The organism is Streptomyces sp. DI166 (assembly GCF_900091315.1).
In the GTDB taxonomy this organism is placed as follows: domain Bacteria; phylum Actinomycetota; class Actinomycetes; order Streptomycetales; family Streptomycetaceae; genus Streptomyces; species Streptomyces fuscus.
On sequence record NZ_FLSP01000025.1, the window covers coordinates 74,192 to 96,515 of the forward strand.

Annotated in this window: 15 protein-coding genes and 1 pseudogene; 7 read left to right on the forward strand and 9 right to left on the reverse strand. The window is 70.9% G+C overall.

Annotation, left to right across the window (positions count from 1 at the left end; genetic code table 11):
• Nucleotides 1-10: 10 nt before the first annotated feature.
• Nucleotides 11-1,456, forward strand: a complete 1,446-nt coding sequence (locus GA0115233_RS14970; RefSeq protein WP_093720689.1) for a glycosyltransferase family 39 protein — start codon at nucleotides 11-13, stop codon at nucleotides 1,454-1,456.
• 2 nt (nucleotides 1,457-1,458) lie between these two features.
• Here GA0115233_RS14970 and GA0115233_RS14975 read toward each other — a convergent pair whose 3' ends face one another.
• Nucleotides 1,459-1,848, reverse strand: coding sequence for an NTP pyrophosphohydrolase (locus tag GA0115233_RS14975; protein ID WP_093720690.1), 390 nt, complete (start codon nucleotides 1,846-1,848; stop codon nucleotides 1,459-1,461).
• A 214-nt stretch (nucleotides 1,849-2,062) separates the two neighbouring features.
• Between GA0115233_RS14975 and GA0115233_RS14980 the strand changes: the two genes are divergently transcribed.
• The 4 genes from GA0115233_RS14980 to GA0115233_RS14995 all read left to right on the forward strand — a co-directional run bounded on the left by GA0115233_RS14980 (nucleotide 2,063) and on the right by GA0115233_RS14995 (nucleotide 10,733).
• A complete protein-coding gene (locus GA0115233_RS14980; RefSeq protein WP_255310196.1) occupies nucleotides 2,063-8,380 on the forward strand; it encodes a polymorphic toxin-type HINT domain-containing protein in 6,318 nt (2,105 codons plus the stop codon).
• Nucleotides 8,377-8,883 carry a hypothetical protein gene (locus tag GA0115233_RS14985; RefSeq protein WP_093720692.1) on the forward strand — a complete coding sequence of 169 codons (507 nt, stop codon included), beginning with the start codon at nucleotides 8,377-8,379 and terminating at the stop codon, nucleotides 8,881-8,883. The genes GA0115233_RS14980 and GA0115233_RS14985 overlap by 4 nt, the downstream gene beginning before the upstream one ends.
• A gap of 239 nt (nucleotides 8,884-9,122) precedes the next feature.
• A complete protein-coding gene (locus GA0115233_RS14990; protein ID WP_141689511.1) occupies nucleotides 9,123-9,581 on the forward strand; it encodes a hypothetical protein in 459 nt (152 codons plus the stop codon).
• Between the two features lie 138 nt (nucleotides 9,582-9,719).
• Nucleotides 9,720-10,733: a hypothetical protein gene (locus tag GA0115233_RS14995; RefSeq protein WP_093720694.1), complete on the forward strand. Its 1,014-nt coding sequence runs from the start codon at nucleotides 9,720-9,722 to the stop codon at nucleotides 10,731-10,733.
• 57 nt (nucleotides 10,734-10,790) lie between these two features.
• Here GA0115233_RS14995 and GA0115233_RS15000 read toward each other — a convergent pair whose 3' ends face one another.
• From GA0115233_RS15000 to GA0115233_RS15025, 6 genes and pseudogenes are all read right to left on the reverse strand, one after another.
• The gene (locus tag GA0115233_RS15000) at nucleotides 10,791-12,920 is read right to left on the reverse strand and encodes a 3-hydroxyacyl-CoA dehydrogenase NAD-binding domain-containing protein (protein WP_093720695.1); all 2,130 of its coding nucleotides are present in this window, start codon (nucleotides 12,918-12,920) and stop codon (nucleotides 10,791-10,793) included.
• A complete protein-coding gene (locus tag GA0115233_RS15005) occupies nucleotides 12,917-14,143 on the reverse strand; it encodes a thiolase family protein (RefSeq protein WP_093720696.1) in 1,227 nt (408 codons plus the stop codon). The genes GA0115233_RS15000 and GA0115233_RS15005 overlap by 4 nt, the downstream gene beginning before the upstream one ends.
• A gap of 118 nt (nucleotides 14,144-14,261) precedes the next feature.
• A pseudogene (locus GA0115233_RS15010) lies at nucleotides 14,262-15,282 on the reverse strand (LacI family DNA-binding transcriptional regulator).
• A 154-nt stretch (nucleotides 15,283-15,436) separates the two neighbouring features.
• Nucleotides 15,437-16,765 carry a ribonuclease D gene (locus GA0115233_RS15015; protein ID WP_093720697.1) on the reverse strand — a complete coding sequence of 443 codons (1,329 nt, stop codon included), beginning with the start codon at nucleotides 16,763-16,765 and terminating at the stop codon, nucleotides 15,437-15,439.
• Between the two features lie 174 nt (nucleotides 16,766-16,939).
• Entirely contained in the window at nucleotides 16,940-17,599 is a 660-nt protein-coding gene (locus GA0115233_RS15020) for a helix-turn-helix transcriptional regulator (RefSeq protein ID WP_015657165.1), read from the reverse strand.
• A 251-nt stretch (nucleotides 17,600-17,850) separates the two neighbouring features.
• On the reverse strand, nucleotides 17,851-18,513 hold the full coding sequence (locus GA0115233_RS15025; RefSeq protein WP_093720698.1) for a DUF3000 domain-containing protein: 663 nt from the start codon (nucleotides 18,511-18,513) through the stop codon (nucleotides 17,851-17,853).
• A 115-nt stretch (nucleotides 18,514-18,628) separates the two neighbouring features.
• Here GA0115233_RS15025 and hemE point away from each other — a divergent pair, with 115 nt between their 5' ends.
• Nucleotides 18,629-19,684 carry a uroporphyrinogen decarboxylase gene (gene hemE, locus GA0115233_RS15030; protein ID WP_093720699.1) on the forward strand — a complete coding sequence of 352 codons (1,056 nt, stop codon included), beginning with the start codon at nucleotides 18,629-18,631 and terminating at the stop codon, nucleotides 19,682-19,684.
• Nucleotide 19,685: 1 nt separating this feature from the next.
• Here the strand turns inward: hemE and GA0115233_RS15035 are convergent, their stop codons facing one another.
• Nucleotides 19,686-20,507: a rhomboid family intramembrane serine protease gene (locus GA0115233_RS15035; RefSeq protein ID WP_093720700.1), complete on the reverse strand. Its 822-nt coding sequence runs from the start codon at nucleotides 20,505-20,507 to the stop codon at nucleotides 19,686-19,688.
• A 114-nt stretch (nucleotides 20,508-20,621) separates the two neighbouring features.
• Here GA0115233_RS15035 and GA0115233_RS15040 point away from each other — a divergent pair, with 114 nt between their 5' ends.
• Nucleotides 20,622-20,930: a hypothetical protein gene (locus GA0115233_RS15040; protein WP_093720701.1), complete on the forward strand. Its 309-nt coding sequence runs from the start codon at nucleotides 20,622-20,624 to the stop codon at nucleotides 20,928-20,930.
• On the opposite strand, the gene GA0115233_RS15045 is transcribed toward GA0115233_RS15040, so the two are convergent.
• Nucleotides 20,927-22,312 (reverse strand): FAD-dependent oxidoreductase, encoded by a 1,386-nt coding sequence (locus GA0115233_RS15045; RefSeq protein ID WP_093720702.1) that lies wholly within the window; start codon nucleotides 22,310-22,312, stop codon nucleotides 20,927-20,929. The genes GA0115233_RS15040 and GA0115233_RS15045 overlap by 4 nt on opposite strands.
• Nucleotides 22,313-22,324 lie beyond the last annotated feature (12 nt).

Consider the following 22,324-nt stretch of genomic DNA (forward strand, 5'->3'; position numbering starts at 1 on the left):
GTGCGGTTCCATGTACGCCGAGCCCGCCGCTCCGCAACGCTCCGCAGCCGCCCCGCGCGCTGGTGACGGCTACTGGCGCCGCCTGCTGCCGCTCCTGCTGCTCCTGGCCTGCCTGACCCGCGTGCCGTCCTTCGCGCACCCGCTGTGGAACCCCGACGAGGGCTATCTCGCCGTACAGGCCCGCATACTGGCGCACGGCGGGGAGCTCTACGAGACGGTCGTGGACCGCAAACCGCCCCTCGTCCCCTGGCTCTACCAGGGGGCGTTCGCCCTGGCGGGCTCCGACTCGCTGCTCCCGGTACGGCTGCTGGCCGTCCTCGCCCACCTGGTGACCGCGGCCCTGCTGGTGTCACTGGCCCGGCGCCGCTGGGGGAACGCGGCGGGGCGCACCGCGGGCGTGCTGTACCTGCTGATCTCCGTCGGCCTGAACCCCGAGGACGCGCAGGCGGCCGGCTTCGAGGTGTTCATACTGCCGTGCACGGCGGCGGCCGTGTGGTGCGCGGACCGGCGCCGCTGGGCCGCGGCGGGCCTGGCCGTGGGCTGCGCCTTCCTCACCAAGCAGACCGGCGGGGCGGTCCTGCTGCCGGTGCTGTGGCTGTGCGGCCCGTCCTGGCCGGGGCTGCTGCGGATCGGCGCGGGAGCGGTGCTTCCGGTGCTGGCGGCGGCCCTGGTCACCGACCCGTCCGGCTTCCTGTTCTGGACGGTCACCGGCTCGGGCGCGTACGCCTCCTTCACCGGCTCCGAACTCCACGTCCTGGCCCGCGCACTGGCGAACTCGGCGCTCCTGACGGGGGCCTGCGCGGGCCTACTGACGCCACTGGCACGGGGTTTGCGGAACCGCCCCGGTGACTGCGCCGACCTGTGGCTGTGGACGGGCTCCTCGGCAGCCGCGGTGATCACGGGCTTCCACTTCTTCGGCCACTACTACCTCCAACTGACCCCACCCCTGGCCCTGCTGGCGACAGCGGCCCTACGCGGCCTGCCCACCCCCCAGCGCACCCGCGCCCTGGCCACCACGGCCCTGTGCACCGCCCTCTTCCTGACCTGGGGCCTGCTCGCCCCCCGCCCCGAACTCACCCACGCCCAGCGTCTTGCGGAGGCGATCACCCGCCACACGTCCCCGCACGACCGAGTCCTCCTGTGGGGCATGCACCCGGAGACGTACTGGCTCTCCGACCGCACCCCGGCCACCCGCTATCTGACGGCGGGTTTCCTCACGAACTACAGCGGCGGACGCGACGGCCCGAACGTGGGGGAGCGGTACGCGATGAAGCACGCCTGGCGCACCTTCCACCGCGAACTCGCCACGCAGGCCCCCCGCTTGATCGTCGACGACTCCCGCGGCAAGCCGTACGCCCCGGACCGCGTCCGCCCACTGCGGCGCCTGCTGGAGGGGTACGAGGAGGTGGGGGCGGTCGGCGGCGCCGTACTGTACGCCAGGGCCGCCTCCCGCTGACCCTATGGCCGCACCGTCCTCGGCCCGGCCACCTCCGCCCCCAGTTCCGTGACCCTGCGGCGCAGTTCGCGGTCGGCGGTGACGACCAGACACGGCCGCCCCGGCTCCCGTGCGGCGACCAGGGCGACCATGTGATCGTCCCCGCTCCCCGGCGCCGACTCCACCCGCACACCCGCCACGGACGCGACCCCACGCGCCGCGCCCTCCACCACCAGCACGATCTCCACCGCCTCCGCCCTGCCCGGCACCCCGTTCGCCGCCAGGGCGTCCCGCAACCGCTCGGCGGCACCCCTGCGATCACGCCACCAGCCGTCGGGCACGGATCCGACGACGTTCGCGGCGTCGACGATCACAAGCAGGGGAGCGTCCTCGTGCGGAGCGGCGGCGTTCATGCGGCAAGGATGCCACTCACCCATGTGATCAAGATCATGACGGCAGGTGTGAGGAGCTATCCGGCATGCCCAAAATCTCCTCTCGATCACCACTCCAACACCTAAGTACAGTCCGGCGACTTGATGCGCCCGGCTCCGACTGGTCCAGCTGCCCGCCTGCGTCCTGAAGACGCCGGAGCGGGACAAGTGCCGTACCCAGACACCGGTCGAGACCGTGAACAACACGGAGGACGGAGCGCTCACCGCCCCGTCCGTGCGGCTCAGGTCCGCGCAGGCGACCGTGCTCGCCGCCGTCGCGGACGACAGCGCGGCCACCGGCGACTACAAGGCGACCACCCTCTCCCCGTCCGCGACCTGGCAGACCAACCTCAACACCGGTGACTTCGCCTGGTCCTACGACCTGGGCGTCCCCGAGGTGCCCGGCGGGCTGAAGCCGAGCGTCGGCCTCGGCTACTCCTCCGGCTCGGTCGACGGCCGCACCACCGAGACCAACAACCAGGGCTCCTGGATCGGCAGCGGCTTCGACCTGTGGCCGGGCTACATCGAGCGCCGCTACAAGGCATGCGCCGACGACGGTGTCGAGAACAGCGACGGCATGAAGCCCGGCGACCTGTGCTGGGGCTACGACAACGCCTACATCAGCTTCAACGGCAAGGGGGGCGAACTCGTCCCCACCGGCACCGCGGACGAGTTCAAGCTCCGCCAGGACGACGGCACCCGCATCGCGCGGCTGACGTCCACCAACCGCGGCAACGGTGACGACAACGGCGAGTACTGGCGGCTCACCGACCCCGACGGCGTGCGCTACTACTTCGGCTACCACCGGCTGCCCGGCTGGGCCGACGGCAAGAAGACCACGAACTCCACGTGGACCGTGCCCGTCTACGGCGACGACTCCGGTGAGGCGTGCCACGCCGCCGCCTTCGCCGACTCCTGGTGCCAGCAGGCATGGCGCTGGAACCTCGACTACGTCGTCGACCCGCGCAGCAACGCCATCGCGTACTACTACACCCAGGAGAAGAACTCCTACGGCCGCAACCTGGAGGCCGACGACGACACCCGCTACACCCGTGGCGGCTACCTCGACGAGATCCAGTACGGCCTCAAGTCGTCCTCCATGTACGGCACTCCGGCGCTCGCGAAGGTCGTCTTCAACAACGCCGAACGCTGCCTGCCCAACGCGCAGACCACCTGCTCGTCCATCAGCAGCGACTCCGAGTACTGGTACGACACACCCTGGGACCTCAACTGCGACGAGGGCAAGAAGTGCGACGAGGGACGGCTGTCGCCGACGTTCTGGACGCGCAAGCGCCTCAGTGAGGTGTCCACGCAGGTCATCGACTCCGCCGGCGCCTACCAGAAGGTCGACTCCTGGAAGCTGACCCACCGCTGGGGCACGGCCGACATCGACTACCAGCTGCTGCTCGACTCGATCCAGCACACCGGCCACAGCGCCACACCCAGCATCACCCTGCCGAAGACCACCTTCGCCTACACCCAGTTGGAGAACCGGCTCGACAAGACCGGTGACGGCTTCGCCCCGTTCGTCAAGTCGCGCCTGTCGACGATCGCCGACGAGTACGGCGGCCAGATCGACGTCAACTACTCGGCACCGGCCTGCGACTGGGCGTCCCTGCCCACCCCGCAGACCAACACCACGCGCTGCTTCCCGACGTACCTGGACGGCAGCGCCACGGAGGACCCCGAGCGGCACTGGTTCAACAAGTACGTCGTCACCTCCGTCACCGCCACCGACCGCACCGGCGGGGCGCCCGACCAGGTCACCCGGTACGAGTACCTGGGCGGGGCGGCCTGGCACTACGACGATGACGACGGTCTGACCAAGGAGAAGTCCAAGACCTGGTCCCAGTGGCGCGGTTACGGGCACGTGCGCGTCAAGACCGGCGGGCAGGGCGGCGACTCCGCGATGAAGTCGCAGTCCGACTCCTACTTCCTGCGCGGCATGGACGGCGACCGCGAGTCCCCCTCCGGCGGGACCAAGAAGGTCAGCGTCACCCTCGGCGCGGGCGAGGGCGACCCGATCACCGACCACGAGGCGCTGGCCGGCACCGCCTACAAGACGGTCGGCTACTCCGGCAACGGCGGCAAGATCCTCACCAAGACGGTCAACCGCCCCTGGTTCCACCAGACGGCGAAGAAGACCCGCTCCTGGGGCACGATCACCGCCAACTTCACCGGCATCGGGCACTCGAAGACCTGGACCTCCCTGGACGGCGGAGCCGGTGAGTCCTGGCGCACCACGTCCACCGCCACCTCGTACGACACCGTGGCCGGGCGGGTCACCCAGGTCGACGACTTCGGTGACAACTCCACCGCGGCGGACAACCGCTGCACCCGCACCACCTACGCCACCAACAGCACCGCGAATATCCTGAACCTGCCCGACCGCGTGGAGACCGTCGCGAAGTCCTGCGACGCCTCCGTCAACCGCGCCGAGGACGTCATCGCCGACGTCCGCACCGCCTACGACGGCGGTGCCTACGGGGAGGCCCCGACCAAGGGCGACGTCACGGCCACGGCCCTGCTGAAGGAGCACGACGGCACCAAGGCCACCTACCTGGAGTCCGGGGCGACCTTCGACTCCTACGGCCGCGTCCTGACCAGCACCGACCTCACCGCGACCGTCACGGTGACCGGCACGGGCGCCCCCGTGCGCACCGCGCGCTCGGACGGCCGTACCACCACCACCGAGCGCACGCCGAGCACGGGGTTCGTCCAGGAGACGACCACGACCACGCCCCCGGCGAAGGCCGGCGACGCGAGCACGGCCCTGGCCAGCCGCGCCACCCATGACCCGCGCCGCGGCCTGCCGCTGACCCAGACCGACGCCAACGGCAAGGTCACGACCCTCACCTACGACGCCCTCGGCCGCTCCGCCAAGGTCTGGCTCCCCGACCGCCAGACGACCCTGACCCCCAGCTACGAGTTCGACTACCTCATCACCGAGGGCCAGCCGGTGGCGGTCGTCACCAAGGCGCTCGGCACCAACGGCAGCCAGGTCGCCGCGTACAGCCTGTACGACGGATTCCTGCGCCAGCGCCAGACCCAGACGCCGGGCCCGGACGGCGGGCGCCTGCTCCCGGACGTCTTCTACGACGAACGCGGGCTGGCCGCCAAGAGCTTCGAGACCTACTACGCCACCGGCGCTCCCTCGCGGACCCTGTTCAAGCCCGCGGACGCGCTCTCGGTCGAGACCCAGACCCGCACCACGTTCGACGGCCTGGGCCGGCCGACCGTGAGCGAGCAGATCGCGGGCAACGGCGACGGCGGGGCGGTGCTCAACACCACCCGCACCGTCTACGGCGGTGACCGCACCACGGTCATCCCGCCGGTGGGCGGCACCGCGACCACCACGGTCACCGACGCCCGTGGCCAGACGACCGAGCTGCGCCAGCACCACAGCCGCTCGGCCGAGGCCGCGTTCGACACGACCCGCTACAGCTACACCCCGCGCGGCGAGCTGGAGAAGCTGACCGACCCGGCGGGCAACGTCTGGAGCTACACCTACGACCTGCTCGGCAACGTCAAGACGGCCGTCGACCCGGACCGGGGCACCACCTCCACCGAGTACGACGACCGCGGTCAGGTCCTCTCCGTCTCCGACGAACGGTCCACCGACCTGTACTACGTCCACGACGGGCTCGGCCGCCGGACCGAACTGCGGGAGAACAGCGCCACGGGCAAGCTGCGCGCCAAGTGGGTGTATGACACCATCAGCGGCGCGAAGGGCCAACTGGCCGAGTCCACCCGCTACGTCGGCTCCGACGCGTACACCACCAAGGTCGTCGCGTACGACCGCCTGTACCGCGTGCTGCGTTCGACGGTGACGATCCCCGCGAGCGAAGGAGCGCTCGCCGGTACGTACCTGTCGGCCACCGCGTACAACGTGGACGGTTCGGTGCGCACGGCCGGCCTCCCGGCCGCGGGTGCCCTGCCCGCCACCACGGTGGCGTTCACCTACGAGGACCAGACCCAGCGGCTGATCGCCCTCAGCGCCAGCCAGGGTGTCGACGCCGCGACCGGTTACAGCCTCACCGGCAAGCCGCTGCAGCACGAACTCTCCAACGACGGCGGCAAGAAGACCTGGGTCACCAACACCTACGAGTGGGGCACCCAGCGACTGGCCACCTCCCGGGTGGACCGTCAGGACGTGCCGGGCGTCGACCGGCTCAACAGCTACCGCTACGACCAGGCGGGCAATGTCCTGTCCGTCTCGGACGTGTCCCGCTCCGGCACGGACACACAGTGCTTCGACTACGACTACCTGCGCCGGCTTACGACGGCCTGGACGCAGTCCACGGCCGCCTGCGCCGCGGCCCCGAGCAGCCAGACCGTCGGGGGCCCCGCGCCGTACTGGCACTCCTACACCTACGAAAAGGTGGGCAACCGCAAGACGGAGACCCTGCACGACGTCACCGGTGACACGGCGAAGAACACCGTGCGCACCTACGACTACCCGGACCCGGGCGACCCGCGTCCGCACGCGGTGAAGACGATCACCCAGACCGGTCCCGGCGGCACCGCGCAGGACTCCTACGGGTACGACGTCGTCGGCAACACCGACACCCGTACCCTCGCGGGCACCACCCAGGACCTGGACTGGGACGCCGAGAACCACCTGGTCAAGGTGGTCAAGCCGGTCGAGGGCAAGCCGGACGACGTCACCGAGTACGTCTACGACGCCGACGGCAACCGGCTCATCGCCCGCACCTCGAAGGAGAACACGCTCTACCTCGGTGCCACCCGGATCACCGTGGCCAAGGGCAGCGGCACGGCCAAGGCCGAGCGCACGCTGGACCTCGGCGGCGGGCACCAGGCCGTGATCGGCAACGACGGCTCGGTCTCGTTCACCATCGCCGACCACGTCGGCACGGGCCAACTGGCGATCGACGCGGCCAGCCAGCAGCTGACCCAGCGGCGGACCCTCCCCTTCGGCGGCATCCGCGGCACGAAGCCGAGCGCATGGCCCGGTGTACGGGGCTTCGTCGGCGGTGTGGACGACACCGAGTCCACCGGTCTTCAGCACCTGGGCGCACGCGAGTACGACCCGGCGACGGGCCGCTTCGTCTCGGTCGACCCGCTGCTCACCCCGGAGGACCCGCAGGCGCTGAACGCCTACGCGTACAGCAACAACAGCCCGCTCACCTTCAGCGACGCGAGCGGCCTGGGCTGCATCCACGGCGCGCCGGGCGGCGGTGCCGACGGCATCTGCGCGGGTGTCGAGGGCGACACCGACGGCGTCATCGACGGCACCTCCAACAACTGCCAGCGGACGCAGTCCTGCTACGGCACCGCGGTCAAGATGTCGCGGGAGGCCAAGCGCAACGGCACCTACGGCAAGAAGCCGATCATTGTCCAGCGCTCGGGTGACTCGGTCACCATTCAGGGCACCTACATCCCGACGCAGGCCGAACTGGCCGAGAATTTCCCGTATTACAGCGAGCGTCTGGACTACCAGCACAACCTGCAGAACTGGGTGCGAACCAAGTGCACACGCCTCGATGCCAGGGGCCCCAGCGCTTTCTGCAACGCGGTCGGCGAACTCGGCTGGTTCGGGGACCAGGACGGTCCGGGCATCCTGGAAGTCCTCGGCATCGACGACTACGTCGGCTGCGCGAGGGGCTCCGGCAGCTCCTGCAAGTCCGCCGCGATCGATGTCGGCATCGCGGTGGGCACCGGTCTGATCGGCAAGGGCGCAAGGGTCGTCTTCAAGGGCTTCAAGGCCGCCTTCAAGAAGGCGGACTCCGTGCCCATCCAGTGCCTGGTCCAGGGGGCTCACAGCTTCACGCCGGGCACGCTGGTCCTGATGTCCGACGGGTCGACCAAGCCCATCGAGGACGTCAGGATCGGCGACGAGATCGTGGTCACCGACCCCAAGAGCGGGCTGACCACGACGCGGACCGTCGTCGCCACGATCGTCACGGAGGACGACAAGCACTTCGTCGACCTGACGGTCTCCACCAAGGGCTCCGACAGCACGTCCTCGCTGACCGCCACCACCACTCACCCGTTCTGGTCCCCCTCCGAGGGCGCCTGGGTGAACGCGGGCGACCTCAAGCCGGGCATGACCCTGCGCACGGCTTCGGGCACCACGGCCGAGGTCGAGCGGACACACCAGTACAGCAGGATGCAGCGCACCCACGACCTCACCGTCGACGGCATCCACACGTACTATGTGCTGGCAGGCGACACGCCGCTTCTCGTTCACAACACCAACTGCCCCATCGCATCGGTGACCGGACCTGGCGGAGAGGTATTGCCACTGCCCAAGGGAGCCGCCGGAACTCCGGTCAACTCGGGTAAGGGCTGGGCTTACGACATTCCGGCCGGAACCAAGGGCCTCGATCCTCGGGTCGTGCGAGTTCGGGTGATGGACCCTGTCACCACCGGCAAGTATCAGTACCCGAAGGGCTATGTGGTGTACATGAACAAAGCAGGTCAGTCAGTCAATCCCATCACTGGTCAGACGGTCAGCAAGGCCGACCCCTACAACCACATCCCGATCCCATGACCTTGGTAAAGGATCTCGTCCACGCCAGGCCGTACCCGGAATCGCTCGGCTCGGTCGACATGGACCCCTTCCGTGAAGCGGACGCGCTCCAAGAGGCGCAGCTGCTCGACTCGCGGGTGTGCCACTTGACCGCCACGGCGGCTCTTCTCTTCGAACTGCGTACCTCTCTGCAGTTCGAAGAGGGAAACGCTGCGCTGCTTGTGGTCCGGGGCCTGCGCTCGTTCGGCTGGAAGTCACCGGGCAAGCAGGTTCCTCTTGCGGCACTGACCGTAGTAGCCAGTGCCGCTGAACGGGAGGACGATTCACTCCGTGTAAGTTTCGAATTCTTCCCGGAGGCGCGTCTTGTAGTGGAGGGCGATCTGGCGGAGTTCTACGTCCTCGAAGTGGAAGGAATCGGCGACGTGCCACCCGACTATTCGAGTGGGGATCTGAAAACGGTTCAAGGTGCCTTGCCGTCTTGGTCCTCCGCATGCAGCCTGCTTCAGGCGTCTGTCTCGCACTGAGGCAGCAAACGCGGTGGATTCGTCATGCTCGCGAGCCGGCGAATCAAGCCCCGCCAGGTGACTCCTGGCGGGGCTTCCGCGTGGTCTGACGGTCACACCGAATACGACGACGATCTGACAGGGCGTCCCTGGAACTTCGCCCTGAGGAGGACTGATCACATGTGCCCATGGGCAGCCCGCTCCGCGGGCAAGCAGGTTGGTGACACGGTGCGCCGGCGGCTTGCCGCCCCTGGCACGTGGTGACCACGGCGAGTCCGGGCGCCGAGATCAGTCGGATGCTCACGGGCGCCGGCGTCCGATCCATCGGCAGGGCCGCGGACATGGGCGTCGTCGAGTTCGACGGCGCCCAGGGCGGGGCGGTCGCGGTCCACATGCAGTGCCCTTTCCGGGTCGTACGGAAGGGGAAGGTCCTCGTGGGTTCCAGCGACATGCGTTACCCGCAAAAGGGCGCCGGGCCGCAGGCGTTCGCAGAGTTCCGCACGGTCTACGACGCCCGGGCGGCCACGCTGAACGGGGTGCTCGGGCAGCTTCGTCCGGTCGTCGAGCAGGTGACCGTCGGCGAGGCGGGGGAGCTCACCGTGAGGTGGGAGCAGGGCTTCCGGCTGGAGGTGTTCCCCGACTGCTCGGGGAACGTCGAGGCTTGGCGGATCTTCGTCCGTGGTGGTGATCACTACGGGTTCCCGCCGGCGACCGTCTGAGGCGGTCCGGTAGCGACACCGCGGCCCCCTGCTCCCGGACGACCCGGGAGCAGGGGGCCGCCGTGTTGTGCGCCGCCAGCCCGGAGGCGCCGTCAGCCCGGGGGCGCCGCCCGCAACGCCCCCGTTTAAAGTGATCCGGTGAACGGCGACTGGCTCATACGCGGCCGAGACGGCCGCCTCTGCGTCTACTGGCACACCGAGGACGCCGTGCTGTGCCGTGCGGAACGTGTTCCGGGCGGCGTCTGGGAGGCGCCCCGGAGAGTGGGCGGCGAGCAGCAGGTGCGGCCGGGGTTCGCGGTGGGGCAGGGGCCCGACGGGTACGGGCATCTTGTCGCCTGGCGGCCCACCCGGGCGGGTGAGTCGGGGCTCGTGCACTCCACGCACTTCCGGCCGCTGCTCGCGCCCCTGGACTGGAGTCCCGTCGGGCACCCCAACAAGGCGGGCAAGCGCACCGGCGACCCCGCCGTCGCCGTGGACGCCGAGGGCCGCGCCTATCTCTTCGTACGCAACCGCGGCCGGGGCGTCCACACCGTCAACCAGAAGGAGCGCGGCGGCTGGAACGCCTGGCACGACCTGAAGGGCAGCAAGGTCGGTGAGGAACTCGTCGCCCTCACCGGTGAGTCGGGGCTCGTCGAGGTGTACGCGACCACCCCGACCGGCGTGCTGCGGTGGATACAGGAGGAGCCCGGTGCACGGCCGGTCGCCGCCGATCCGCTGGCCGCGCGGGTCGAACCCGGCACGCTCAGCGCGCTGCCGACCTCCAAGGAGCACACCACGCTCTTCTACAGCGACCCCGAGGGCATGCTGCACGCTTGGCGCCCGGACGGCGAATCGATTCCGCTGCTCCCCGCCGCAGGGCCCGGGCCGGTCTCGGCCGTGCGTTGCGAACTCGACGGGCACGACTGCACGTTGCTCGCCCAGCGCTCGTCCTCGGGGCGGGTGGCGTTCGCCGCGTACCCGACCGAGCAGGAGTCCGCGGGCCTGTGGTGGACCGAGTCCGGTCCCGCCCTGCCCGCCGGTACCCGTGTCGCCGTGGCCGAGGACGCGCAGGGGCGGGTCGTCGCCGCCAGCCTCACCCCGGACGGTGTCCTGCGCGTGGCCCGGCAGAAGGACGAGCCGGGACTCGCCCTCGCCGCCTGGCAGGAGTTCTAGACACGACGGTGCCCCGCACACCACGCGGGCGTGCGGGGCACCGGCCGGTGCTGGTGCTTACGCGGGGACCGAAGCCACGCCCGGCGCCAGGAACTTCTTGCCGTTCACGCGCTCCGAGACACCCTCACGGTCCAGGTACGGCGTGATGCCGCCCAGGTGGAAGGGCCAGCCGGCGCCGGTGATCAGGCACAGGTCGATGTCCTGGGCCTCGGCGACGACACCCTCGTCGAGCATGATGCCGATCTCCTGCGCGACGGCGTCCAGGACGCGGGCGCGGACCTGCTCCTCGGTCAGGACGACATCGCCCTGCTTGAGGAGGGCGGCGACCTCGGGGTCCAGTTCCGGCTTCCCGGAGTCGTAGACGTAGAAGCCGCGCTTGCCCGCCTCGACGACCGCCTTGAGGTTCGGGGAGACCTTGAAGCGGTCCGGGAAGGCCCGGTTGAGGGTCTCCGAGACGTGCAGGCCGATCGCGGGGCCGACCAGCTCCAGCAGGACCAGCGGGGACATCGGCAGGCCGAGCGGCTCCACCGCCTTCTCCGCGACCTCGACCGGGGTGCCCTCGTCGATGACGTTCTGGATCTCGCCCATGAAGCGGGTCAGGATGCGGTTCACGACGAACGCCGGGGCGTCCTTGGTGAGCACCGCGGTCTTCTTCAGCTTCTTGGCGACGGCGAACGCCGTGGCCAGCGAGGCGTCGTCGGTCTGCTCGCCGCGGACGATCTCCAGCAGCGGCAGCACGGCGACCGGGTTGAAGAAGTGGAAGCCGACGACCCGCTCGGGGTGCTTCAGCTTCGAGGCCATCTCCGAGACGGAGAGGGAGGAGGTGTTGGTGGCGAGGATCGCGTGCGCCGGGGCGACCGCCTCGACCTCCGCGAACACCTGCTGCTTGACACCGATCTCCTCGAACACGGCTTCGATGATGAAGTCCGCGTCCGCGAAGCCCTCCGCCTTGTCCAGCACACCGGTGACCAGGGCCTTGAGGCGGTTGGCCTTGTCCTGGTTGATCCGGCCCTTGCCGAGCAGCTTGTCGATCTCGGAGTGGACGTAGCCCACACCCTTGTCGACCCGCTCCTGGTCGATGTCGGTCAGCACGACCGGCACCTCAAGGCGGCGCAGGAAGAGCAGCGCGAGCTGGGAGGCCATCAGACCGGCGCCGACGACACCGACCTTGGTGACCGGGCGGGCCAGGTTCTTGTCCGGGGCACCGGCGGGACGCTTGCCGCGCTTCTGCACCAGGTTGAACGCGTAGATACCGGCGCGCAGTTCGCCACCCATGATCAGGTCGGCGAGCGCCTTGTCCTCGGCGTCGTAACCCTGCTGCAGGTCGCCGTTCTTGGCGGCGGCGATGATGTCCAGGGCGCGGTAGGCGGCCGGGGCGGCGCCGTGCACCTTGGAGTCGGCGATGAAGCGGCCCTTGGCGACGGCCTGGTCCCAGGCCTCGCCTCGGTCGATCACCGGGCGCTCGACCTCGATGTCGCCCTTGAGGACCTGGGCGGTCCAGTTCAGCGACTGCTCCAGGAAGTCCGCGCCCTCGAAGAGGGCGTCGGCGATGCCCAGGTCGAAGACCTGCTGCCCCTTGAGCTGCTTGTTCTGGTTGAGGCTGTTCTCGATGATGACCTGGACGGCCTTCTCGGCGCCGATCAGGTTCGGCAGGATCGTGCAGCCGCCCCAGCCGGGCACCAGACCGAGGAAGACCTCGGGCAGCGAGAACGCCGGGAGCGCCTTGCTGACGGTGCGGTAGGAGCAGTGCAGACCGACCTCGACACCGCCGCCCATCGCGGCGCCGTTGTAGTACGCGAAGGTCGGCACGGCGAGCGCGGCGAGGCGCTTGAACACCTCGTGGCCGCCCTTGCCGATGGCGAGCGCGTGCTCGTGCTCCTTCAGCAGCTCGACGCCCTTGAGGTCGGCGCCGACCGCGAAGATGAACGGCTTGCCGGTGATGCCGACGCCGACGATGTCACCGGCGGCGGCCTCGGCCTCGACCTGGTCGATGGCGGTGTTGAGGTTCGCCAGCGACTGCGGTCCGAAGGTGGTCGGCTTGGTGTGGTCGAAGCCGTTGTCCAGCGTGATCAGGGCGAACCGCCCGGCGCCGAACGGCAGGTCGAGGTGGCGTACGTGCGCCGAGGTGACGACCTCGTCCGGGAACAGCTCGGCGGCGCCCTTCAGAAGCTCAGCGGTGGTGCTCACTTGTTGCCTCCGGCGTCCTTGTGGTGCGGGTTCTCCCAGATCACGGTGGCGCCCATGCCGAAGCCGACGCACATCGTGGTGAGGCCGTAACGGACCTCCGGCTGCTCCTCGAACTGGCGGGCCAGCTGCGTCATCAGACGCACGCCGGAGGAGGCCAGCGGGTGACCGAACGCGATGGCGCCGCCGTACTGGTTGACGCGCGCGTCGTCGTCGGCGATGCCGTAGTGCTCCAGGAACGCGAGGACCTGGACGGCGAACGCCTCGTTGATCTCGAACAGGCCGATGTCGTCGATGGACAGACCCGCCTGGGCGAGGGCCTTCTCGGTGGCCGGGATCGGACCGTAGCCCATGACCTCCGGCTCCACGCCCGCGAAGGCGTAGGAGACCAGGCGCATCTTCACCGGGAGGTTGTTCTCGCGGGCGAAGTCCTCGGAGGCGATCAGGGAGGCGGTCGCGCCGTCGTTCAGACCGGCCGCGTTACCGGCGGTGACCCGGCCGTGGACGCGGAACGGCGTTTTCAGGCCCGCCAGGTTCTCCAGCGTGGTGCCCGGACGCATCGGCTCGTCGGCGGTGACCAGGCCCCAGCCGGTCTCGCCGGCCTCGGGGTTGGTGCGGCGCACCGAGATCGGTACCAGGTCGGCCTGGATCTTGCCGTTGGCGTACGCCTTGGCGGCCTTCTCCTGGGAGCGCACGGCGTACTCGTCGGCGCGCTGCTTGGTGATCGTCGGGTAGCGGTCGTGCAGGTTCTCCGCGGTCATGCCCATGAACAGGGCGGACTCGTCGACCAGCTTCTCGCTGACGAAGCGCGGGTTGGGGTCCACGCCCTCACCCATCGGGTGGCGGCCCATGTGCTCGACACCACCGGCGACGGCGATGTCGTAGGCGCCGAAGGCCACCGAACCGGCGACCGTGGTGACGGCGGTCAGGGCGCCGGCGCACATACGGTCGATGGAGTAGCCCGGCACCGACTGCGGCAGGCCCGCGAGGATGCCCGCGGTGCGGCCGATGGTCAGGCCCTGGTCGCCGATCTGCGTGGTCGCGGCGATGGCGACCTCGTCGATCTTCTTCGGGTCGAGACCGGGGTTGCGGCGCAGCAGCTCCCGGATCGCCTTCACGACGAGGTCGTCGGCGCGGGTCTCGTGGTAGATGCCCTTCGGGCCCGCCTTGCCGAACGGGGTGCGGACGCCGTCGACGAAGACGACGTCCCTGACGGTACGAGGCACGATGGCTCTCCTCCAGGGTGCGGGACTGCACTGCTGCCGGCACGCTGAGCGCGCGCTCAGGCCCATGCTACTTACGAGTAACGTACCTGCCCAGTCCCGGGGCCCTTAGCGGCGAAGGTCACACCTTCGGCGGAGCGGTTGACCCTCTGGGCGTCAGTAGGGGAGTGGCCACGGGATGCGACTCGCCGTCCTCCCCGGTGATGACGCCGAACAGGGTGCGGGCGACCTCGGCGCCGAAGGCGTGCACGTCGTGGCTCATCGCCGACAGGGTCGGATGCGTCAGGCGGCACACCTGCGAGTCGTCCCAGGCCGGCAGCGACACGTCCGCCGGCACCCGCCGGCCCATCTCCGCCGCCACCGACAGCCCCGCCACCGCCATGATGTCGTTGTCGTACACGATCGCCGTGGGCCGGTCCGGCGCCGCCGCCGTCAGCAGCGACGGCGTGGCCCGTGCCCCCGCGTCCCCGGAGAAGTCCGTGGCGACCTGCGACGCCCCGGCGAGCGCCGGCTCCCGCGCCGCCTCGTCGAAGGCCGCCGTACGGATCGCCGTGTGCCCGAACGCCGCGGACCCGCCCACCCGGGCGATCCGCCGGTGCCCCAGCGCCGCCAGATACCGCACGGCCCGCCATCGTGGTCGCGTCGTCCGTCCACACCGAGGCCAGCCCCCCGGTCAGCTCGGGATGCCCCACGGCCACCACCGGCATCCCCAGCCGCCGCACCGCCGCCGGCCGGGGATCGTCGGCCCGGAAGTCGACCCGGATCGATCCGCCGACCTGCCGCCCCCGCCACCAGGCCCCCTGGATCCCGATCTCCTCCTCCACTGTGCGCACCAGCCGCAGCAGCAGCGAGCAGGAGTGCTCGGCCAGGACGCTCTCCACGCCCGAGACGAACTCCATGCAGAAGGGTTCGAGCCCGAGCATCCGCGCCGGCCCCACCACGTCCACCCGGGCCCCGGCCAGCGACCGCGCGGTCGGGTTCGGCGCCCAGCCCAGCTCCCGGGCGGCCCGGAAGATCCGCTCCCGGGTCGCCTCGGACAGCCCCGGCTTCTGGTTGAAGGCGAGCGACACCGCCCCCTTGGACACACCGGCGCGCGCGGCGACGTCCTTGATGGTGACGCGGGGACCGGGGGGAGAGGCCATCGGGCGGACTCCACGCGGTCGAGGGCACGACGGGCGGGACGGGTACGACGGGCGGACCCGCCGTCCGGCATCCCGATGGTCGCCTCCGGGGTCCCCCGCGCGAAAGGCGTGATCCCGACGTCGCCGTTCCGCTTCGGCGGTCCCCCGGCCGTCCTCAGGCGGACAGCGCCGCCACCAGCACGGGAGTCACCTGCTCGATCTGCCAGGGCCGGGCGCCGTGGCCCGCCAGAGCCGCGGCAACGGTGTCGGCGGTCACCTGCTCGGGCGGCTCCCAGCACACCCGGCGCACGGTGTCCGGCGTGATCAGGTTCTCCTGCGGCATGTTCAGCCGCTCCGCCAGCGCGGAGACCCCGGCGCGGGCCGCCGAGAGCCGGGCCGCGGCGGCCGGGTCCTTGTCCGCCCACGCGCGGGGCGGCGGCGGACCGGTGACCGGCTGGCCGGGCTGCGGGAGCTGCGACTCGGACAGTGCCTTGGCGCGGTCCACCGAGGCCTGCCACTGCTCCAGCTGCCGCCGTCCCATGCGGTGTCCGAAGCCGTTCAGCGCGGAGAGCGCGTGCACGTTCGCCGGGAGGGCGAGCGCGGCCTCCACGATCGCGGCGTCCGAGAGCACCTTGCCGGGCGACACATCGCGCCGCCGGGCGATCCGGTCCCGCGTCTCCCACAGCTCGCGCACCACACCGAGCTGGCGGCGACGGCGCACCTTGTGCATCCCGGAGGTCCGGCGCCAGGGCTCCTTGCGGGGCTCCGGCGGCGGCGCGGAGGCGATCGCGTCGAACTCCTGCCGGGCCCAGTCCAGCTTGCCCTGCCGGTCCAGCTCCTTCTCCAGCGCGTCGCGCAGGTCGACCAGGAGCTCCACGTCGAGGGCGGCGTAGCGCAGCCAGGGCTCGGGCAGCGGGCGGGTCGACCAGTCGACCGCGGAGTGGCCCTTCTCCAGCACGTACCCGAGTACGTTCTCGACCATGGCGCCGAGCCCGACCCGCGGGAACCCGGCGAGGCGTCCGGCCAGCTCGGTGTCGAAGATCCTGGTCGGGACCATGCCTATCTCCCTGAGACAGGGCAGGTCCTGGGTGGCCGCGTGCAGCACCCACTCCACGTCGGACAGCACCTCGCCGAGACCCGACAGGTCGGGACAGGCGACGGGGTCGATCAGCGCGGTGCCCGCGCCCTCGCGGCGCAGCTGCACCAGATAGGCGCGCTGTCCGTAGCGGTAGCCGGAGGCCCGCTCGGCGTCCACGGCGACGGGGCCGGAGCCCGCCTCGAACGCGGCGATCGCGCGGGCGAGCGACTCCTCGTCGGCGATCACGGGCGGAATGCCGTCGCGCGGCTCCAGCAGAGGAACCGGCTCGGCAACCGGCTCGGAGCCGGTACCGGGGCTCGCGGCCCCGGCGGGCGCCCCCGTAACAGAAGATCCGCCGTCGTCCGGAGGGGCGCCTCCGGTGGTTCGCAGTGAACTGTCTGCTGCGGTGTCTTGGGCGTCGGTCACCTGTCAAGGGTATCCGTGTGTGGACAGCGCCCGTCGACGGAACGTTCCGTCGACGGGCGCCTGGGGGTCGCAAACCAGTCAGGTCGGTGAATCGTCCGGTTCACGACGTGGGGGTGGGGGACGGAGCGGACCGGGCACCGGTCCGTTCACGTCCGTGAAGGGTGGGGGAGGGGGTCAGTGGATGATGCCGGTGCGCAGGGCCACGGCGACCATTCCGGCGCGGTCGCCCGTGCCGAGCTTGCGGGCGATACGGGCGAGGTGGCTCTTCACGGTGAGTGCGGACAGTCCCATCGAGACGCCGATGGCCTTGTTCGACTGGCCCTCCGCCACCAGCCGCAACACCTCGACCTCGCGGCCGGACAGTTCGCGGTAGCCGCCCGGGTGGCTCGGGGCACCCGGGGGACGGCGGTGCATACGGGCGGCGGCGCCGATGGGGGCGGCACCGGGCCGGGTGGGGAGCCCGACGTTGGTGCGGGTGCCAGTGACGACGTAGCCCTTCACGCCGCCGGCGAGGGCGTTGCGGACGGCGCCGATGTCGTCGGCGGCGGAGAGGGCGAGCCCGTTGGGCCAGCCCGCGGCGCGGGTCTCCGACAGCAGGGTCAGGCCGGAGCCGTCGGGCAGGTGGACGTCGGCGACACAGATGTCGCGCGGGTTGCCGACGCGGGGACGGGCCTCGGCGATGGACGACGCCTCGATGACATCGCGGACACCGAGTGCCCACAGGTGTCGGGTGACGGTGGAGCGGACTCGGGGATCGGCCACGACCACCATGGCGGTGGGCTTGTTGGGCCGGTAGGCGACCAGGCTTGCGGGCTGCTCAAGGAGAACGGACACCGGGCCTCCTGGGGTGCGGGACGGCTTTGAAGGTCACAGTCGTCTTCGGCACCGAGCCGGGAGTCCTTTAGAGAATGATCACGATCTAGTGAGTAACAATTAGTGCAATTCGGACGTACGGTCGATCGTTCGGTGAGCGAATCGGTTCGTTCGAGTGTCTGCTGATGACTGAAAGTGGTCGTATCGACAAAGTGATGCCCACGATCCCGTGACTCATGCCACGCTCCCGTAACTCCGGTGGATCGCCCGCGCTAGCGCGACTGCGGGCCCCTGCGCTGCGGCAGTGTCACCACCGCCGCGTCACCGGGACCGGCCGGCGGCAGCCCCGCCACCTGCGCCAGCAGATCCGCCCACGACGCCAGGTGCGCCGCCGTGTCCGGCACCCCGCCCAGACCCTCGCGGGGCGTCCAGGAGGCACGGATCTCGATCTGCGAGGCCGGGGGACGCTCCGACAGGCCGCCGAAGTAGTGGGAGCTCGCGCGGGTGACGGTGCCGCTCGGCTCGCCGTACGTCAGGCCGCGCGCCTGGAGCGCCCCGGTCAGCCACGACCAGCACACCTCCGGCAGCAGCGGGTCCGCCGCCATCTCCGGCTCCAGCTCCGCCCGTACCAGCGTCACCAGCCGGAACGTGCCCCGCCAGGCGTCGTGCCCGGCCGGGTCGTGCAGCAGCACCAGACGCCCGTCCGCCAGATCCTGGTCGCCGTCGACGACCGTGGCCTCCAGCGCGTACGCGTGCGGGGCCAGCCGCTGGGGCGCCCTGGTCGACTCCACCTCGATCTGCGGCCTCAGCCGACTGGCGCGCAGGGCGTCCACCGCCGCCCTGAAGACCGGGGGAGCCGCGCTGTGCCTGCCCGCCTCCCCGGAGTCCTTCGCGTCATCCATTCCACCCGACAGTCGTCCCTGAGCCGCAGCCATGCGGGAAGGTTAAGGGGAATCCGGGCTTGGCGCGGGTCTAGACACGGGAGACGGAACCCGCGCCAGGGGCGGGCGTCGGACGGGGCACCGCCCGGCCCGTGGGAGACTGACCACCGTGAGTGCCAACGACACGCAGCCGACAGCGACGTACGACTCCGCCTTCCTCAGGGCGTGCAGGCGCGAGCCCGTGCCGCACACCCCGGTGTGGTTCATGCGGCAGGCCGGCCGCTCCCTGCCGGAGTACCGCAAGGTGCGCGAGGGCATTCCGATGCTGGAGTCCTGCATGCGCCCCGAGCTGGTCACCGAGATCACGCTCCAGCCGGTGCGCCGCCACAACGTGGACGCGGCGATCTACTTCAGCGACATCGTCGTCCCCCTGAAGGCCATCGGCATCGACCTCGACATCAAGCCCGGCGTCGGCCCGGTCGTCGAGCAGCCGATCCGCACCCGCGCCGACCTGGCCCGGCTGCGCGACCTCACCCCCGAGGACGTCTCCTACGTCACCGAGGCCATCGGCCTGCTCACCCGCGAACTCGGCGCCACCCCGCTGATCGGCTTCGCGGGCGCGCCTTTCACCCTCGCGAGTTACCTCGTCGAGGGCGGTCCGTCGCGGACGTACCAGAACGCCAAGGCGATGATGTACGGCGACCCCGAGCTGTGGGCCGACCTGCTCGACCGGCTCGCCGACATCACCGGCGCCTTCCTGAAGGTGCAGATCGAGGCCGGCGCCTCCGCGGTGCAGCTCTTCGACTCCTGGGTCGGCGCGCTCGCCCCCGCCGACTACCGGCGCTCGGTGATGCCCGCCTCCGCCAAGGTCTTCAAGGCGGTCGAGAGCTACGGCGTCCCGCGCATCCACTTCGGTGTCGGCACCGGTGAGCTGCTGAACCTCATGGGCGAGGCCGGCGCGGACGTCGTCGGCGTCGACTGGCGCGTCCCGCTCGACGAGGCCGCCCGCCGGGTCGGTCCCGGCAAGGCGCTCCAGGGCAACCTCGACCCCACGGTGCTGTTCTCCACCACCGAGGCCGTCGAGAGCCGCACCCAGGTCGTGCTGGACTCCGCCGCGGGCCTGGAGGGTCACGTCTTCAACCTCGGCCACGGCGTCATGCCCGACACCGACCCGGACGCCCTGACCCGGCTCGTGGAGTACGTCCACACGCACACCGCGCGCTGACTCACCACGGTTCACGGGGCCGCGCCCGCCTGCCGAACAGCAGGCCGGGCGGCTCCGGGGGCGGCGTGGTGCCCGGCTTCAGCGGCCAGGCCAGCAGCATGCCGACGAGGAAACCGACGACATGCGCCGTGTACGCGACGGTGCCGGCGTCGGTGACGCCCTCGCCGGAGGAGTACACCGCCTGCAACGCGAACCAGAACCCGAGCACCAGCCAGGCCGGCAGCCGCAGCGGCAGGAAGACCAGGAACGGCACCAGGACCCACACCCTGGCCCTCGGATAGAGCACCAGGTACGCGCCGAGCACCCCCGCGACCGCGCCCGAGGCGCCGATCAGCGGGTCGGCGGAGTCGGCGTTGAGGAACGCGAAGCCGTATCCGGCCGCGTAGCCGCAGACGACGTAGAACAGGAAGAACCGCACATGGCCCATGCGGTCCTCGATGTTGTTGCCGAAGATCATCAGGAACAGCATGTTGCCGAGCAGGTGCAGCCAGCCGCCGTGCAGGAACATCGACGTGAAGACCGACAGCACCGGTGACTTGTCGTAGCCCGGCTCGCCGATGACGCAGCCGGGTCCCTGCGGGCCGACGGCGACCTCGCCGGTCGGGACGAGACCGGGCAACTGATCGTGGATCAACTCCCGGGGGACCGCCGCGTAGTGGTCCAGGAACGCGTGCAACTGGCACACCTGCGACAGGTGGCTCTCACCGGCGGCGGCGAAGGTGCCGGGCATGGCGAGGAAGACGACGACGTTCGCGGCGATCAGACCGTACGTCACCCACGGGGTGCCGCGGACGGGGTTCACGTCATGGACGGGGATGACCACAAGGTGCTTCTTCCCCGGACCGGGCCGGGGAATCGGTGAACGCCGCCGTCCTCCCGCCCGTATGGCCTCTCGACCGGGACCACCGGGACCACGCGGACTGTGTGAGGACAGGCGATGAACGATCGAGTGACCCCCGCGATGCATGCCCTGCCCGACGGCGAGGCGGAACTCTCCCTGGTGGTACGGCTGCCCTGGGAGGACGTTGCCAGACTGGGTCAGGAGGCCGGACGGCTGGCCGCGCAGACCGGACGCCCGGTGACCCTGGACGAGGCCGTCAGCAACCGCCTCCGCTCGGTCCGCGCCTCGGCGGCCCACGCCAAGCCGAGCACCAGCGCCGCCGCGACCGGGGGCGAGCAGCCGCAGGCGACCCCGGCGGGCGGCGGCTCGGTGGCGTCCCTGCCGCGGATCAGCGGCACGGCCTAGCTGTCGCGGACGGCCTTCGTCGCCTTGCGGGCCGCGACCAGGACCGGGTCCCAGACCGGGCTGAACGGCGGGGCGTAGCCGAGGTCCAGGGCCGTCATCTGCTCCACCGTCAGCCCCGCGGTCAGCGCCACCGCGGCGATGTCCACCCGCTTGCCGGCGCCCTCCCGGCCGACGATCTGCACGCCCAGCAGACGGCCCGTGCGGCGCTCGGCGAGCATCTTCACCGTCATCGGTGAGGCGCCGGGGTAGTAACCGGCCCTGCTCGTCGACTCGATGGTCGCCGTCACGAACTGGAGGCCCGCCCGGCGGGCGTCCTTCTCGCGCAGGCCGGTGCGGGCGATCTCCAGGTCGCAGACCTTGCTGACGGCGGTGCCGACCACGCCGGGGAAGGTGGCGTAGCCGCCGCCCGCGTTGGTGCCGATGACCTGGCCGTGCTTGTTGGCGTGGGTGCCGAGCGCGATGTACCGCTCCTGGCCCGAGACCAGGTCGAGGACCTCCACGCAGTCCCCGCCCGCCCAGATGTTCTCGTGGCCGCGCACCCGCATCGACCGGTCGGTGAGCAGCCCCTGGTGCGCGCCGAGCGGGAGTCCGGCGGCCCGCGCGAGGCCCGTCTCCGGCCGGACGCCGATGCCGAGGACGACGACGTCGGCCGGGTACTCGGAGTCCGCCGTGGCCACTCCCCGGACCCGTCCGTCGTCCCCGGTCAGCATCCGGGTGACCTCGGTGCCGGTGACCATGGTGACGCCGAGCCCGGTCATCGCCCTGTGCACCAGCCGCCCCATGTCGGGGTCCAGCGTGGACATCGGCTCGGCGCCCCGGTCGACGACGGTCACCTCGTAGCCGCGGTTGATGAGCGCCTCGGCCATCTCCACGCCGATGTACCCGGCGCCGACGACGACCGCGCGCCGCCCGCGCGTGCCTTCCAGCGTGTCGATCAGCGCCCGCCCGTCCCCGAGCGTCTGCACCCCGTGCACGCCCGGCGCGTCCACGCCCGGCATGTCGGGCCTGATCGGCCGCGCGCCGGTGGCGATCACGAGCTTGTCGTACGACGTCCAGGACTCGGCCCCCAAATCCACGTCACGCGCGCGTACCCGCTGCCCGGCCACGTCGATCTCCACGACCTCGGTACGCATCCGCAGGTCGATGTCCCGCGCCCGGTGCTCCTCGGGCGTACGGGCGATCAGCTCCTTTGGACCGGACACCTCACCGCCCACCCAGTAGGGGATGCCGCACGCCGAGTAGGAGGTGTAGTCACCTCGCTCGAACGCCACGATCTCCAGCGCGTCGGGGCCCTTCATCCGCCGCGCCTGCGATGCCGCGGCCATCCCCGCGGCATCCCCACCGATGACGACCAGTCGCTCCCGCCCACCGTCCATACCCATGCGAACACGCTA

What these genes read in the sequence shown, in the direction of transcription:
- GA0115233_RS14985 (WP_093720692.1), top strand. Translation starts at nt 8,377, where the DNA reads ATGACCTTGGTAAAGGATCTCGTCCACGCCAGGCCGTACCCGGAATCG.
- GA0115233_RS15025 (WP_093720698.1), bottom strand. Translation starts at nt 18,513, where the DNA reads ATGGCTGCGGCTCAGGGACGACTGTCGGGTGGAATGGATGACGCGAAG.
- GA0115233_RS15045 (WP_093720702.1), bottom strand. Translation starts at nt 22,312, where the DNA reads ATGGGTATGGACGGTGGGCGGGAGCGACTGGTCGTCATCGGTGGGGAT.
- GA0115233_RS14975 (WP_093720690.1), bottom strand. Translation starts at nt 1,848, where the DNA reads ATGAACGCCGCCGCTCCGCACGAGGACGCTCCCCTGCTTGTGATCGTC.
- GA0115233_RS15040 (WP_093720701.1), top strand. Translation starts at nt 20,622, where the DNA reads ATGAACGATCGAGTGACCCCCGCGATGCATGCCCTGCCCGACGGCGAG.
- GA0115233_RS14970 (WP_093720689.1), top strand. Translation starts at nt 11, where the DNA reads ATGTACGCCGAGCCCGCCGCTCCGCAACGCTCCGCAGCCGCCCCGCGC.